A 13,333-nucleotide genomic window follows, 5' to 3' on the forward strand; every position below is an offset into this window, starting at 1 on the left:
CACCTCCGTCGTCGAAACTGTGTTCGACACTACGGGTGGGGTGTGACATCGCTGTCGGGGCCGGAGGAGGGGTGTGGACAGTGCACCGGCGGCGTTTCCGCGGAAACGTCGGCGGCCCGTCGGTCACTCGGCGGCCCGCCGTCACTCCCCGCGCTCGCCCGCACGGCCGGCGGCCAGGCCCCGCTCGATCCGGCGGTCGGGGATCAGCCAGATGATCGCGACCGCGGCGAAGACCGCGACCGCGGCCCGGCTGCTGAGGAAGGACAGCCCGATGCCGATCACGTAGAGCACCGGCGAGAGCTTGCCCTTGAGGTCCCGGCCCACCGCCGCGGCGACGACGGACCCCGCGCCCTGGTCCCGGACGATCATGCTCTGCAGCACGTAGTAGGCCACGGCCGCGGCCAGCAGCACGATCCCGTACGCCGCGGTGGGCACCGGCGCAAACGCGTTCTCGCCCATCCAGGCGGTCGTGAACGGGACGAGCGAGAGCCAGAACAGCAGATGCAGGTTCGCCCACAGGATCGGCCCCGTCACGCGGGCGGTCGCCTGCAGCATGTGGTGGTGGTTGTTCCAGTAGATGCCGAGGATGACGAAGCTCAGGACGTACGACAGCAGCACCGGCCACGCTTCCCGGAGGGCGTGCCAGGTGGTGTCGTGCGGCGTGGGGAGCTCGAGCACCATCACCGTGATGGCGATGGCGATGACCGCGTCGCTGAACGCCTCCATGCGGTTGGTCGACACGAGTCGACGCTAGGCGACGCCGGGCGGGACGACCCGGCGACGGCGAGGGATGCCTGGCCCGTCGGGCGGTGAGGCGAGCTCCGGCACGTTTCCGTGGAAACGCTCCGGCGTGCGGGCCGCCGTCCGGCACTCGGCCACCCGCCGTCGCCCCCGCGCGCGGCACCTAGACTCGTGGGGTGACCACCCCCTCCACCGAGGCGACCGAGAACGTGCGGCTGCCGCTGCGCCCGGAGCTCGAGGGCCTCGAGCCCTACGGTGCGCCGCAGCTGGACGTGCCGGTGCGGCTGAACGTCAACGAGAACCCCTACCCGCCGTCCGAGGCGGTCGTGGCGGACATCGCCGCCGCCGTCGTCGAGGCGGCCCACGGCCTCAACCGCTACCCGGACCGCGACTTCGGCACGCTGCGCGCCGAGCTCGCCGAGTACCTGCGGGTGGAGTCCGGCGTCGCGCTCGGCCCGGACCAGATCTGGGCCGCGAACGGCTCCAACGAGGTCATGCAGCACCTGCTGCAGGCCTTCGGCGGCACCGGGCGCGCGGTCCTGTCCTTCGCCCCCACGTACTCGATGTACCCCGAGTACGCCCGCGACACCCTCACCGCGTGGATCGCCGGCCGGCGCGAGGAGGACTTCAGCCTCGACCCCGGCTACGCCGTCGCCCAGATCGCCGCCCACCGCCCCGCGGTCATCCTCCTCGCCAGCCCGAACAACCCCACCGGCACCGCCCTGCCGCTGAGCACCATCGAGGCCATCTGCGAGGCGGCGGCGACCACCGGCCCCGCCGGTGCCGACGGCGGCCCCACCGCCTCGGTCGTCGTCGTCGACGAGGCGTACGGCGAGTTCCGCCGCGAGGGCACCCCCACGGCCTTGGACCTGCTCGACCGCTTCCCGCACCTGGCGGTCTCCCGGACCATGTCCAAGGCCTTCGGCATGGCCGGGCTGCGCCTGGGGTACCTGGCCGCCACGCCGGCGCTGGTGGACAAGCTGCGCGTCGTCCGGCTGCCCTACCACCTCTCCGCCGTCACCCAGGCCGCGGCCCTGGCGGCGCTGCGCCACCGCGGCGAGCTCATGGGCCAGGTGGCCTCGCTGCGCGCCGAGCGCGACGAGCTCGTGACCTGGCTGCGGGGGCACGGGACGCAGGTGGCGGACTCGGACGCGAACTTCGTGCTCTTCGGAGTTTTCGAGGATCGCCACGCGGTGTGGAATGGTCTGCTGGAGCGCGGCGTCCTCATCCGTGAGGTGGGGCCCGCGGGCTGGCTGCGCGTCTCGGTCGGGACGCCGCAGGAGACGGCCGCCTTCAAGGCGGCCCTGGAGGAGGTGCTGGGCTGGTGACGCAGCAGCTGGTGGGAACGCGCACGGCGCGGATCACGCGGACGACGTCGGAGTCCGACGTCGTCGTCGAGCTGAACCTCGACGGCACCGGACGGACCGACATCTCCACGTCGGTGCCCTTCTACGACCACATGCTCACCGCCCTGGGCAAGCACTCCCTCATCGACCTGACGGTGCACGCCACCGGGGACACCCACATCGACGCGCACCACACCGTCGAGGACGTGGCGATCTGCCTGGGCGAGGCGCTGCGCGAGGCGCTGGGGGACAAGAAGGGCATCTCCCGCTTCGGCGACGCCATGGTGCCGCTGGACGAGGCCCTGGCGCTCGCGGTCGTCGACGTCTCCGGGCGCCCCTACCTCGTCCACTCCGGCGAGCCGGCGGGGCAGGAGTACCACCTCATCGGCGGGCACTTCACCGGGTCGCTGACCCGGCACGTGTTCGAGTCCATCGCGCACCACGCCGCCATCTGCCTGCACGTGAAGGTGCTGGCCGGGCGCGACCCGCACCACATCGTCGAGGCGCAGTTCAAGGCCCTGGCCCGGGCGCTGCGCGCCGCCGTCGCGCTCGACCCGCGCGTGGAGGGTGTGCCCTCGACCAAGGGGGCCCTGTGAGCCCCGCCGGCGGGCGATCCGACGACGGCGACCGGCGGCCCGACGACGGCGAGCGTCCCGATTCCGGCGACCGCCCCGGCGACGCCACGCCGTCGGTGCCCGGCGACATCCCGGACCGCGGCACCCCGGGCGACGCGCCGCTGACCGAGGCCGACGTCGAGCGCATGCTCGCCGCGCTGGGCGCGGCGGCCGAGGTGCCCGAGCCCGGCGGCACGCAGCCCGGCGGCACCGAGCCCGGCACGACCGAACCGGGCGGCGCACCGGCGGCGGCACCCGCCGCCGACCAGCGCCCGGGCGCCATCGCGCTCGTGCTCACCCCGGTCGCCTCGGCGCCGGCGCTGGCCGGGCTGTGCGCCATGAGCGGCATCGACGTCGACGTCGTCCCCTCCACCTCCGGGGCGGTCGCCGTGCTCGAGGTCGCCCCGAAGCCGGTCACGGACGAGTGGGACATCAGCGAGCTCGTCGGCCACGGCGGCGGGCCCAGCCTGCCGCCGGAGGCGGAGGAGCTGGCCACCACCTTGTCCCGGCTGGCCCGGGCCGGCGTCGTGCTCCTCACCGCCGAGCTGGCCACGGACGTGGGCATCGAGTCCGGCCTGTCCGGGCAGATCCACGCCCGCCAGTACACCGGCGGGGACCCCGAGGGCGACGTGCCCGCCGGGCTGGTGCTCGCCAACGCCGACCAGGTGGTCGAGGACCTCCTGCTCGGCCGGGTCCGCCCCCAGGACGTCAAGGGCCACCAGCGCTCGGGCACGCTGCCCCGCTGGAAGGCCGCCCGCATGTTCGCCCGCGGTCTGCGACGGAGAAAGCCATGAGCAAGGTCGTGGTCCTCGACTACGGGTCGGGGAACGTCAGGTCCGCCGTGCGCGCGCTCGAGCGCATCGGCGCCGACGTCGAGCTGACCGCCGACCCCGCCGCCGTCGCCGCCGCGGACGGGCTGGTGGTGCCCGGCGTCGGCGCCTTCGCCGCCGTCATGGAGCAGCTGCGCGCCGTCGGCGGGGACCGGATGATCGAGCGGCGCCTGGCCGGCGGCCGGCCGGTGCTGGGCATCTGCGTGGGCCTGCAGGTGATGTTCACCAAGGGCACCGAGCACGGCATCACCACCGCCGGGCTGGACCAGTGGCCCGGCGAGGTCGAGCGGCTGCGCGCCGACGTCGTCCCGCACATGGGCTGGTCGACCGTGGAGGCGCCCGAGGACACCGTGCTGTTCCGGGGCGTGGAGGACGAACGGTTCTACTTCGTGCACTCCTACGGCGTCCAGACCGACCCGGCCGCGGCGCTGCGCGGGGACACCCCGCTGCGCGAGCCGCTGGTCACCTGGGCCGAGCACGGCTCCCGGTTCGTCGCCGCCGTGGAGAACGGCGCGCTGTCGGCCACCCAGTTCCACCCCGAGAAGTCCGGCGACGCCGGCGCCCAGCTGCTGCGCAACTGGGTCTCCACGCTCGGCTGACCGCCGAACCCCACGGCGGACCGCCCGAAGAGAAGAGGTACGAACCCGCATGAGCACACCGCGCCTGGAGCTGCTGCCCGCCGTCGACGTCGTGAACGGCCAGGCCGTCCGGCTCTTCCAGGGCGAGGCCGGCTCGGAGACCTCCTACGGCGACCCGGCCGAGGCGGCCCGCGCCTGGGTGGAGGAGGGCGCGGAGTGGATCCACCTCGTCGACCTCGACGCCGCCTTCGGGCGCGGCAGCAACCACGACCTGCTCGCCCGCATCGTCGGGGAGCTGGACGTCAAGGTCGAGCTCTCCGGCGGCATCCGCGACGACGAGTCCCTCGAGCGGGCCCTCGGCTCCGGCGCGCGGCGCGTCAACCTCGGCACCGCCGCCCTGGAGAACCCCGAGTGGACCTCGAAGGTCATCCGCGAGCACGGCGACCGCGTCGCCGTCGGGCTCGACGTGCGCGGCACCACGCTGGCCGCCCGCGGCTGGACCCGCGAGGGCGGGGACCTGTGGGAGGTGCTGGCGCGCCTGGAGGCGGACGGCTGCTCGCGCTACGTCGTCACCGACGTGACCAAGGACGGCACCCTGCGCGGCCCCAACGTCGAGCTGCTCCGCGAGGTGTGCGCGCGCACGGAGGCCCCGGTGGTCGCCTCCGGCGGCATCGCCAACCTCCACGACATCGAGGCGCTGCGCGAGCTGACCGACCTCGGCGTCGAGGGCGCCATCGTCGGCAAGGCGCTCTACACCGGCGCCTTCACCCTGGCCGAGGCGCTCGACGTCGCGGGCCGGCCGTGAGCCAGGACGACCCCCTGGTGCCCCGCCCCGACGGCGGGCTCGTCCAGCCCGGCGGGCGCGAGCCGCTGCGGATCGCCGAGGGGCTCACCCACGACGACCTCGCCGGTCCGGCCGACTCCGCCGGGCAGCCCTGGGCCGGGCGGGCGCTCAAGCCCAACCCCTTCTCCGGCGACGACGGCCAGGTCCAGCCGGCCATGGCCGCCGCGCTGGCGCTGGCCGACGACGGCGAGCGGCTGCGCGCCGTCGTCGAGGCGCTGCGCACCGGTCGCGTGCTGGTGCCGGTGGTCGCCCACGAGCATCCCGGCACCACCGAGGACGGTGCGGTCCGCAGCCACGACGCCGACAAGTTCCGCACCGGGGACCGGGCGGCGGACGCCATGGCCTCCGCGGCGATGGTCTCCGTGCGTACCCCGGACGGGCGCGCGGCCCTGCCGATCTTCTCCAGCGTCGCGGCGCTGCTCGCCTGGGACGCCACCGCCCGGCCGGTGCCGGTCGAGGCCACCCGCGCGGCGCTGTCGGCGGTGGGGGAGACCGACTCGCTCATGGTGCTCGACCCCGCCGGCGAGGTGACCGTGCTGGTGCCCCGCCCGGCGGTGTGGGCGCTGGCGCAGCAGAAGCCCTGGACGCCGTCCTGGGCGGACCCCGAGCTGCCGCAGCTGGTCACCACCGCCCTGGCCGGGATCGCCGGGCTGGTCGGGGTGCGCCTGGAGCGCGGCGAGCGGGCCGAGCTGCGGGTGGTCCTCGCCGTGCGCCCCGGGCTGTCCGCCGAGCAGCTGCGCGACGCCGTCGGCCGGGCCAGCCAGGCCCTGGGGGAGCAGCCGCAGGTGCGCGAGCGGGTGGACTCCCTCGAGCTCTACCCGGTGGCCGTCGAGGCCGGCTGAGCCGAGGCCGTCCTCACCGGCACGACGTCAGCGGCTCGAACGCCGAGGTGTCCGCCAGCAGCGTCTGGAGCAGGCTGAGCGGGACGAGGTAGCTCTGCCCCCGGTCGTCGCCGGCGTAGACGACGCCGACCACCCGGCCGTCGGCGTCCAGCGCGGCGCTGCCCGAGCTGCCGCCGACCACCGCCGCGCTCGTGACGATCACCTCGTCCATCCCGGTGCCCAGCGGGTCCGCCACGGTGCCGAGCACCTCCCCGGCCGACGTCGTCAGCGCCCCGCCGCTGGGGTAGCCCACCACCGTCACCGGCGTGCCGACGGCCGGGTCGCCCTCGGCGAGGCCGGGCACCTGGGGCAGCGGCTCGGCGGTGCGCACCAGGGCGAGGTCGGCCACCGGCGTGGAGCTGACGGTGACGACGTCGACGTCGCGCCCGTCGTAGGTGGACACCTGCAGCTCGGCCGAGTCGGCGACGACGTGCCGGTTGGTCACCACCGTGTGCTCGTCCAGGGCGAAGCCGGAGCCGACCGAGAGGGATCCGCAGCCGACGTTGCGCACCCGCACCGCCATCCGCTCGGCCGCGGCGACGCCGTCGGGGGTCAGCGAGCCCGACGCGGCCACCTGCGGGGCGGGCGCCTCGGGGACGTAGTCGGGCAGGGGCCCGGGCATCGGGGGCAGGGCCCCGCAGCCGGCCAGCGACATGGCGGCGACGGCGGCGAGCCCGAGCGCGGCGCGCCGGCTCACCGGTCCAGCTCGCGCTGCAGGTCGGCGTTGGCGGTCTCGGCCTGGTCGCACAGGCTGGTGACGTCGCCCTCGAAGCCGGCCAGGGACGCCGGGTCGTACCGCTCCTGGTCCTTGAGGTAGCCGATGAGCTGCTCCTGGCCGCGCACGCACTCCTGCAGGGCGGAGGCCACCGCCCCGGCCGCCTCGGACACCCGCGCCTGGTACGCGGCGAGCTGGCGCTGGGCCTCCCGGTCGTCGCCGGTCTGGGCCTTCTCGTCGGCGAGCTCGACCAGGCGGTCCTGGGCGGTCTGCAGCTGGGTCTGGACGGTGCCGAGCTCGCTGGTGCGCTGGTCGAGGTCGGCCTGGGTCTGCGCCAGCTGGCGGCCGAGGTCGGCGGCGGTGGCGTCGAGCTCGTCGGCCCGCGCCGACCACGCCCGGGCGAGGACGGCGAGGTAGGCTCCCGCCGCGAGCGTGACCACGAGGACGACGGCGAGCAGCACCGTGGGCCACCGGCGCCGCGGACGGGCCGGGGCCGCGGGGGCCGGTACCGCGGGGGCCGGCTCCGCAGGGGCCAGCAGTGTGGTCGGGCTCTCGCCGGTGGGCGCCCCGCTCCCGTCGTCGTCAGGCTGCATGCGTGGTAGTGTTCCAGATCGACCAACCGGGGTCGGCCGCGCCATGCGCGGGTCGGCCCGGGTGTGCAAGTGGAGATTCTCCCACCTAGGTCTCGACCGTCCGAAAGGCGGGCAGAGGCCGGGTCAGGTCAGCGAGGGGACTTGGACCCCTCGCGCGCAGGCACCCCCTGGGGCGTCCGGCGCCGACCTCGAGGCCTCCGCGTGCACCGCACGGCGGAGGCCTTCTTCGTCCCTGCGGGTCGAGGGCACGAACGAGGCAGAAGGAGCACAGCATCAGCGAGCCCCGCATCAACGATCGGATCCGCGTTCCCGAGGTGCGTCTCGTCGGCCCCGCCGGCGAGCAGGTCGGCGTGGTCCGGGTCGAGGACGCCCTGCGCCTGGCGCAGGAGGCCGACCTCGACCTGGTCGAGGTCGCGCCCGACGCGCACCCGCCGGTCGCGAAGCTCATGGACTACGGCAAGTTCAAGTACGAGTCGGCCATGAAGGCACGCGACGCCCGCCGCAACCAGGCGAACACGGTTCTCAAGGAGATCCGCTTCCGCCTGAAGATCGACCCGCACGACTACGAGACCAAGAAGGGCCACGTCGTGCGGTTCCTCAAGGGCGGCGACAAGGTCAAGGTCATGATCATGTTCCGGGGCCGCGAGCAGTCCCGCCCCGAGATGGGCATGCGGCTGCTGCAGCGCCTGGCGGACGACGTCGCCGAGCTCGGCTCGGTGGAGTCGGCCCCGCGCCTCGACGGCCGCAACATGACCATGGTCATCGGCCCGCACAAGAAGAAGGCCGAGGCCAAGCACGAGCAGCGCCGCAAGCGCGAGGCCGAGCGCGCGGAGAAGAAGGGCACGGCCCCGGCCGACGCAGCCCCCGCCGAGGCGGCTCCGGCCGACGCGGCCGGCGGCGCGGCGCCGGCCGAGCCCACCGCCTCCTAGCGCACCGCATACCTGCAAGACGCCCCGGCGCCCGCCGGCCCGGGGCAGGACAGATCTGTGCCGCCGGCGCAGCAACCGAGGGACGAACATGCCGAAGATGAAGACGCACTCCGGTGCGAAGAAGCGCTTCCGGACGACCGGCAGCGGCAAGCTGATGCGCGAGCAGGCCAACAAGCGCCACCTGCTCGAGCACAAGTCGAGCCGGCGGACCCGCCGCCTGTCGCAGGACCAGGTCGTCGCCCCGGCCGACACCAAGAAGATCAAGAAGCTGCTCGGCAAGTAACGCCGCCCCCACACCTAGAAGGAGACTGACGTGGCACGCGTCAAGCGGGCGGTCAACGCCCAGAAGAAGCGCCGCACGACCCTCGAGCGCGCCAGCGGCTACCGCGGCCAGCGCTCGCGCCTGTACCGCAAGGCGAAGGAGCAGGTCACCCACTCGATGACCTACTCCTACCGCGACCGCCGGGCCCGCAAGGGCGACTTCCGTCGCCTGTGGATCCAGCGCATCAACGCCGCGGTGCGCGCGGAGGGCATGACCTACAACCGCTTCATCCAGGGGCTGCACGCCGCGGGTGTCGAGGTGGACCGCCGCATGCTCGCCGAGCTGGCCGTGTCCGACAGCGCCGCGTTCGCCGCGCTCGTCGCCACCGCCCGCGAGGCGCTGCCCGCGGACGTCAACGCCCCGGCCGCCTGAGCCGACCCCACGTCCGCCCTCGCGGCGGAACGCCCATGACCGAGCGCCTGGACGCCCAGCTGACCAACCCCCGCGCCGAGCGGGTGCGACGGGCCGCCGGGCTGTCCAGGCGCTCGGCGCGTCGGCGGCACGGGCAGTTCCTCGTCGAGGGCCCCCAGGGCGTGCGCGAGGCCGTCGTCCACGCCGCGCGCCAGGTGCGCGACGTCTACCTCACCGCGGCCGCGGCCGAGCGGTACCCCGAGATCGTCGCCGCCGCCCGCGCCGCCCGGCTGCACCTGCACACCGCCACCGCCGACGTCCTGGCCGCGATGAGCGAGGACGCCCAGGGCGTCCTGGCCGTCCTCGAGGCCGCCGGCGCCACCACTTCCGCCACCCTCGCGGACCTCGCCGCCGCCGACGGCGCCGGGCCCCGTCTCGTCGCCGTCCTGACCGGGGTGGCCGACCCCGGCAACGCCGGCACCGTCATCCGCGCCGCCGACGCCGCCGGCGCCGACGCCGTCGTCCTCACCGCGGGCAGCGTGGAGGCCCTCAACCCCAAGGTCGTGCGCTCCACCGCCGGGTCGCTGTTCCACCTGCCCGTGGTCACCGGTGCCTCGCTGGACGCCACCCTCGCCGAGCTGCGCGAGCGCGGCGCCGCCGCCGGCGCGCCCCCCACCGTCCTCGCCGCCGACGCCGCGGGGGAGTGGGACCTCGACGAGCTGCAGGACCGCGCCCACTCCGCCGCCATCGGCGCCCTCACCACCTGGGACGACGCCCTGCCCGCCACGGACCTGCTCGCCCCGGACCTGGCCGCCCCGTCCGTGTGGGTGTTCGGCAACGAGGCCCACGGCCTCGCCCCGGCCGAGCGGGACGCCTGCGACGCCGTCGTGCGCGTGCCCATCCACGGCCAGGCCGAGTCGCTCAACCTCGCCACCGCCGCGACCCTGTGCCTGTACGCCTCGGCCCGCGCCCAGCGCCGCGGGGACGGGCGTGGCTGAGCCGGTCGTGCTCGAGGCCGCCCCGCACGACCTCGCGGCACTGCGCGCGCGCCTCGACGCGGTGCGCGAGCGCGGGGGGCTGGCCCGCGGGGGCCGGGCGCTGGTCGGCCTCGTCGGCGCCCCGGGCGCGGGGAAGTCCACCGTCGCCGACCTGCTCGCCGCCGCCCTGCGCGCGGGCGGCACGGGCTGCGCCGTCGTCGGGATGGACGGCTTCCACCTCGCCCAGGCGGAGCTCGAGCGTCTCGGCCGCGCCCAGCGCAAGGGCGCGCCGGACACCTTCGACGCCGAGGGGTACGTGGCGCTGGTGCGCCGCATCCGGGTGCAGCGGCCCGACTCGGCGACGGTGTACGCCCCGTTGTTCGACCGGCACCTGGAGAACGCCATCGGCAGCGCCGTGCCCGTCGCCGCCACCACCCCGGTGGTGCTCACCGAGGGCAACTACCTCCTGCTCGACGAGGAGCCGTGGCGCCGGCTGCGGGAGCTGCTCGACGAGACCTGGTACGTCGAGGCCGACGACGGCGACCGGCGCGCGCGCCTGCTCGCCCGCCACGTCGCCCACGGCCGCAGCCCCGAGGACGCCCGGGCGTTCGCCGAGGGCTCGGACGAGCGCAACGCCCGGCTCATCGCCACCACCCGCGAGCGCGCCGACGTCGTCGTGCGCTGGCACACCGGCGTCAGCTGACCGCCCAGCCCAGCGCGCCGGCGAAGCGCACCGAGCGGCTCGCCACCCGGGTGCCCCGCGCGAGCGCGTTGCGCCACGACGCCCCGGCGGCCAGGTGGAACGCGACCGCCCCGTGCAGGACGTCCCCCGCGCCGAGGGTGTCGACGACCTCCCCGGGCGGCACCGCCGGCACCTCCAGGGCGTAGCGGCGGCCCTTCTCCAGCACCGCCACCGGCCCCGCCCCGTGGGTCTGGGCGACCATGACCGGCCCGAGCGCGGCCACCGCCGCCGGCACGCCGGTCGTGCCCGCCGGCGCGCCGGCCCCGCCGGCCACCGGCGCGGGCACGGCGAGGTCCGCCGAGACCACGGCGAGGTCGACGTGGCCCAGCAGCTCCTCCAGCCCCGGCTTCCACGAGCCGCCGTCGAGCAGGACGGCGACGCCGCGCGCGCGGGCCTCGCGGGCCAGCGCCACCTGGGCGGGCAGGAGGTGGCCGTCGACGAGCAGCGCGCCCGCGCCGTCCAGCACCGCCGGCGGGGGCGGTGAGGTGGGGCGCCCGACGGCGTTGGTCGAGACCACCGCCCGCTCGCCGGTGCCGGCGGTGACCAGCACGGTCGACAGCGCCGGCCCCGCCGCGTCGGCGGCGACGTCGACCACGCGCACGCCGGCGGCGGCGAGCTGGGCGCGCACGAGGTCGGCGACCGGTCCTGGGCCGAGCGCCGTGACGAGGATGACGTCCGCGCCGAGGGCGGCGGCGGTGCGGGCGGCGTTCGCCGCGGGGCCGCCCACCTCGACCGCGAGGGAGCGCGCGACCAGCTTCTCGTCCGCGGCGGGCAGGCGGTCGACGACCTGGGTGACGTCCAGGGTGGTCAACCCGCAGCACACGACTCCGGCCATGGGCCGATCGTGGCACGGGCGCGGCGGTCAGGTCGCCGGGCGGCCCTGCTGGACGTACTTGAACAGCTCGTCGCGCTCGTCCTGCAGCTCGTCGAGCCGCTGCTTGACGACGTCACCGATGCTCACGATGCCGGCCAGGCGCCCCTCGGCCACCACCGGCAGGTGCCGCACCCGCCGGTCGGTCATCGTCCGGGCGAGGGACTCGAGGTCGTCCTCCAGGCCGCAGGTGACCACGTCGGCGCTCATGATGTCCCGGACGCGGACCTCGCCCGGCGCCGTCCCGCCGGCGTGCAGGCGCGCGACGATGTCGCGCTCGCTGACGATCCCGTCCACCCGGGCGCCGTCGTCGGACACCACGACGGCGCCGATGCGCTGGGTCACCAGCAGCTCGATGACCTCGGAGACGGTGGCGTCGCCGGGGATGGTCGTCACGGTCGCGCCCTTGCGACGGAGAACGTCTGAGATGCGCATGCCGAACTGTACCGCCGAAGGTGAGGTACGTCACTACCAGCCGTTGACGGCGGCCGATCCGGGGAGGATCATCCGGCCATGCGCGTCGTCCCGCTCGCGTCGCACTCCCGGTGGATCGCGGATCCACGGGGCGGCGGCCGCGGGGTGCGCGTGAGCACCCACGACGACGCCGGGATGGTCGTGCTCAGCGTGTGGCGCGCGGACGAGTGCGTCGCCACCGTGCGGCTGCGGGCGGACGAGGCCGGCGAGCTCGTCGCCGCCCTCGCCGGGGCCCTGGCCCACCTCGCCGACGTCGCCGACCCCGCCCAGCCCCGGGTCTCCTGAGCGGCGCGGTGCCACGATGAGGCGATGAGGCTCTTCGTCGCGCTCGCCCTGCCGGACGACGTCCAGCGTCACCTGGACCTCGCCACCGGCGCGCTCCTCGGCGAGGACGAGCGCGCCGGCCCGCACCCGCTGCGCTGGGTGCCGATCGAGCAGCGGCACATCACCCTGGCCTTCTACGGCGAGGTGCCCGAGGGGGCGGTGCCCGCCCTGCGCGGCGAGCTCGCCCAGGCGCTGGCCGGGTTCGCCCCGCTGCGGCTGCAGCTGCGCGGCGCCGGTGTCTTCTCCCGGCGCACCCTGTGGATCGGGGTGCAGCAGCAGCGCGCGGACGGCGCGGCCCAGCCCGGTCCCAGCCGGGGCGAGGCGGACGGGCTGGTCACGCTCATGTCCGCGTGCGAGGACGTCGGGGAGCGCTTCGCCCGCGTCGAGCGGCGCGACCGGCACCGCGCCCACGTGACCCTGGCCCGGCTCAGCGCGCGCCGTCCGGAGGCCGACGAGCTGGCGGGCCGGGCGCACGCGCTCTCGGTGTACGCGGGCCCGCCGTGGACGGCCACCGACGTCGACCTCGTCTCCTCCCGGCCGGGCGCCGGGCGCAGCGGCGGCCCGCTGTACGAGGTGGTCGACCGCTTCCGCCTCGGCGGCGGGTGACGGGCTCTTCCGCGCCCAACCGGGGTTGCCCTACGCTGGCGCGCCCGGGCCCGCCGCGGCCCGCGCCGCCGGGCCGGCCGACGCCCCGGCGCCCCGACGCGAGGAGAGGTCATGTCTGGACGCGTGGTGCACTTCGAGATCCCGTTCGACGACGCCGGGCGCGCCCGGCGCTTCTACCGGGAGGCGTTCGGCTGGCAGATCCAGGACCTGCCCGAGCTCAGCTACCACATGGTCTCCACCGGTCCCGTGCCGGAGGGTGGCGGGATGCCCACCGAGCCGGGCTACATCGGCGGCGGCATGATGCAGCGCCAGGGCGAGATCACCTCGCCCGTGGTCACCGTCGACGTCGAGGACATCGACGCCGCCCTCGAGACGATCGCGGCGCTGGGCGGCCAGACCGTCCTCGGCCGGCAGCCGGTGGGCGACATGGGCTTCGCCGCCTACTTCCGCGACCCCGAGGGCAACATCGTCGGGCTGTGGCAGACCGCCCAGGCGGGGGCGGCCGGGGGGGCGACCGAGGGCGCGGCCGGCACGACGGAGGGCGGGCAGCGGCTGACGCCGGCAGAGGAGCTCGACGCCGCCCAGGGCGGCGGGC

Annotated in this window: 18 protein-coding genes and 1 pseudogene; 14 read left to right on the top strand and 5 right to left on the bottom strand. The window is 75.8% G+C overall.

The features are described from left to right. Window positions 1-141: 141 nt before the first annotated feature. On the bottom strand, window positions 142-741 hold the full coding sequence (locus GD970_RS13005; protein WP_152203332.1) for a TMEM175 family protein: 600 nt from the start codon (window positions 739-741) through the stop codon (window positions 142-144). A 176-nt stretch (window positions 742-917) separates the two neighbouring features. On the opposite strand from GD970_RS13005, the gene GD970_RS13010 reads away from it, so the two are divergent. Genes GD970_RS13010 through GD970_RS13035 form a run of 6 tightly spaced genes read left to right on the top strand, consistent with a single transcriptional unit; the run spans window position 918 to window position 5,795 of the window. Continuing rightward, a complete protein-coding gene (locus tag GD970_RS13010) occupies window positions 918-2,069 on the top strand; it encodes a histidinol-phosphate transaminase (RefSeq protein WP_152203333.1) in 1,152 nt (383 codons plus the stop codon). Next, the gene (gene hisB / locus GD970_RS13015; protein ID WP_226925333.1) at window positions 2,066-2,683 is read left to right on the top strand and encodes an imidazoleglycerol-phosphate dehydratase HisB; all 618 of its coding nucleotides are present in this window, start codon (window positions 2,066-2,068) and stop codon (window positions 2,681-2,683) included. Before GD970_RS13010 ends, hisB begins: the two co-directional genes overlap by 4 nt. Next, window positions 2,680-3,495, top strand: coding sequence for a hypothetical protein (locus GD970_RS13020; protein ID WP_152203334.1), 816 nt, complete (start codon window positions 2,680-2,682; stop codon window positions 3,493-3,495). The genes hisB and GD970_RS13020 overlap by 4 nt, the downstream gene beginning before the upstream one ends. Next, window positions 3,492-4,130: an imidazole glycerol phosphate synthase subunit HisH gene (gene hisH / locus GD970_RS13025; protein ID WP_152203335.1), complete on the top strand. Its 639-nt coding sequence runs from the start codon at window positions 3,492-3,494 to the stop codon at window positions 4,128-4,130. The genes GD970_RS13020 and hisH overlap by 4 nt, the downstream gene beginning before the upstream one ends. Before the next feature lie 49 nt (window positions 4,131-4,179). Continuing rightward, a complete protein-coding gene (priA, locus tag GD970_RS13030) occupies window positions 4,180-4,914 on the top strand; it encodes a bifunctional 1-(5-phosphoribosyl)-5-((5-phosphoribosylamino)methylideneamino)imidazole-4-carboxamide isomerase/phosphoribosylanthranilate isomerase PriA (RefSeq protein ID WP_152203336.1) in 735 nt (244 codons plus the stop codon). Continuing rightward, window positions 4,911-5,795 (top strand): SseB family protein, encoded by an 885-nt coding sequence (locus GD970_RS13035; RefSeq protein WP_226925334.1) that lies wholly within the window; start codon window positions 4,911-4,913, stop codon window positions 5,793-5,795. Before priA ends, GD970_RS13035 begins: the two co-directional genes overlap by 4 nt. A 13-nt stretch (window positions 5,796-5,808) precedes the next feature. Here GD970_RS13035 and GD970_RS13040 read toward each other — a convergent pair whose 3' ends face one another. Then, a complete protein-coding gene (locus tag GD970_RS13040; protein WP_226925335.1) occupies window positions 5,809-6,531 on the bottom strand; it encodes a S1C family serine protease in 723 nt (240 codons plus the stop codon). Beyond that, window positions 6,528-7,142, bottom strand: a complete 615-nt coding sequence (locus GD970_RS13045; RefSeq protein ID WP_226925336.1) for a hypothetical protein — start codon at window positions 7,140-7,142, stop codon at window positions 6,528-6,530. Before GD970_RS13045 ends, GD970_RS13040 begins: the two co-directional genes overlap by 4 nt. A 314-nt stretch (window positions 7,143-7,456) precedes the next feature. On the opposite strand from GD970_RS13045, the gene infC reads away from it, so the two are divergent. From infC to GD970_RS13070, 5 genes are all read left to right on the top strand, one after another. Continuing rightward, the gene (infC, locus tag GD970_RS13050; RefSeq protein WP_249043211.1) at window positions 7,457-8,071 is read left to right on the top strand and encodes a translation initiation factor IF-3; all 615 of its coding nucleotides are present in this window, start codon (window positions 7,457-7,459) and stop codon (window positions 8,069-8,071) included. 88 nt (window positions 8,072-8,159) lie between these two features. Then, window positions 8,160-8,354 carry a 50S ribosomal protein L35 gene (rpmI, locus tag GD970_RS13055; RefSeq protein WP_152203338.1) on the top strand — a complete coding sequence of 65 codons (195 nt, stop codon included), beginning with the start codon at window positions 8,160-8,162 and terminating at the stop codon, window positions 8,352-8,354. A gap of 30 nt (window positions 8,355-8,384) precedes the next feature. Beyond that, the gene (gene rplT, locus GD970_RS13060) at window positions 8,385-8,765 is read left to right on the top strand and encodes a 50S ribosomal protein L20 (protein ID WP_152203339.1); all 381 of its coding nucleotides are present in this window, start codon (window positions 8,385-8,387) and stop codon (window positions 8,763-8,765) included. 35 nt (window positions 8,766-8,800) lie between these two features. Continuing rightward, window positions 8,801-9,742 (top strand): TrmH family RNA methyltransferase, encoded by a 942-nt coding sequence (locus GD970_RS13065; RefSeq protein WP_152203340.1) that lies wholly within the window; start codon window positions 8,801-8,803, stop codon window positions 9,740-9,742. Further along, the gene (locus GD970_RS13070) at window positions 9,735-10,424 is read left to right on the top strand and encodes a nucleoside/nucleotide kinase family protein (protein ID WP_226925337.1); all 690 of its coding nucleotides are present in this window, start codon (window positions 9,735-9,737) and stop codon (window positions 10,422-10,424) included. Before GD970_RS13065 ends, GD970_RS13070 begins: the two co-directional genes overlap by 8 nt. On the opposite strand, the gene GD970_RS13075 is transcribed toward GD970_RS13070, so the two are convergent. Beyond that, window positions 10,417-11,298, bottom strand: a complete 882-nt coding sequence (locus tag GD970_RS13075) for a PfkB family carbohydrate kinase (protein WP_152203341.1) — start codon at window positions 11,296-11,298, stop codon at window positions 10,417-10,419. The two genes, GD970_RS13070 and GD970_RS13075, sit on opposite strands and share 8 nt — an antisense overlap. Window positions 11,299-11,325: 27 nt before the next feature. Then, window positions 11,326-11,769 (bottom strand): CBS domain-containing protein, encoded by a 444-nt coding sequence (locus GD970_RS13080; RefSeq protein ID WP_152203342.1) that lies wholly within the window; start codon window positions 11,767-11,769, stop codon window positions 11,326-11,328. A gap of 78 nt (window positions 11,770-11,847) precedes the next feature. Here GD970_RS13080 and GD970_RS13085 point away from each other — a divergent pair, with 78 nt between their 5' ends. From GD970_RS13085 to GD970_RS13095, 3 genes and pseudogenes are all read left to right on the top strand, one after another. Further along, entirely contained in the window at window positions 11,848-12,093 is a 246-nt protein-coding gene (locus GD970_RS13085; protein WP_152203343.1) for a hypothetical protein, read from the top strand. A 24-nt stretch (window positions 12,094-12,117) separates the two neighbouring features. Beyond that, window positions 12,118-12,738, top strand: a complete 621-nt coding sequence (locus tag GD970_RS13090) for a 2'-5' RNA ligase family protein (protein WP_152203344.1) — start codon at window positions 12,118-12,120, stop codon at window positions 12,736-12,738. Between the two features lie 111 nt (window positions 12,739-12,849). Then, window positions 12,850-13,230 (top strand): annotated as a pseudogene (locus GD970_RS13095) (VOC family protein); the annotation flags it as partial. Window positions 13,231-13,333: the final 103 nt, after the last annotated feature.

It is taken from the genome of Georgenia thermotolerans (genome assembly GCF_009193185.1).
Lineage (GTDB): Bacteria > Actinomycetota > Actinomycetes > Actinomycetales > Actinomycetaceae > Georgenia > Georgenia thermotolerans.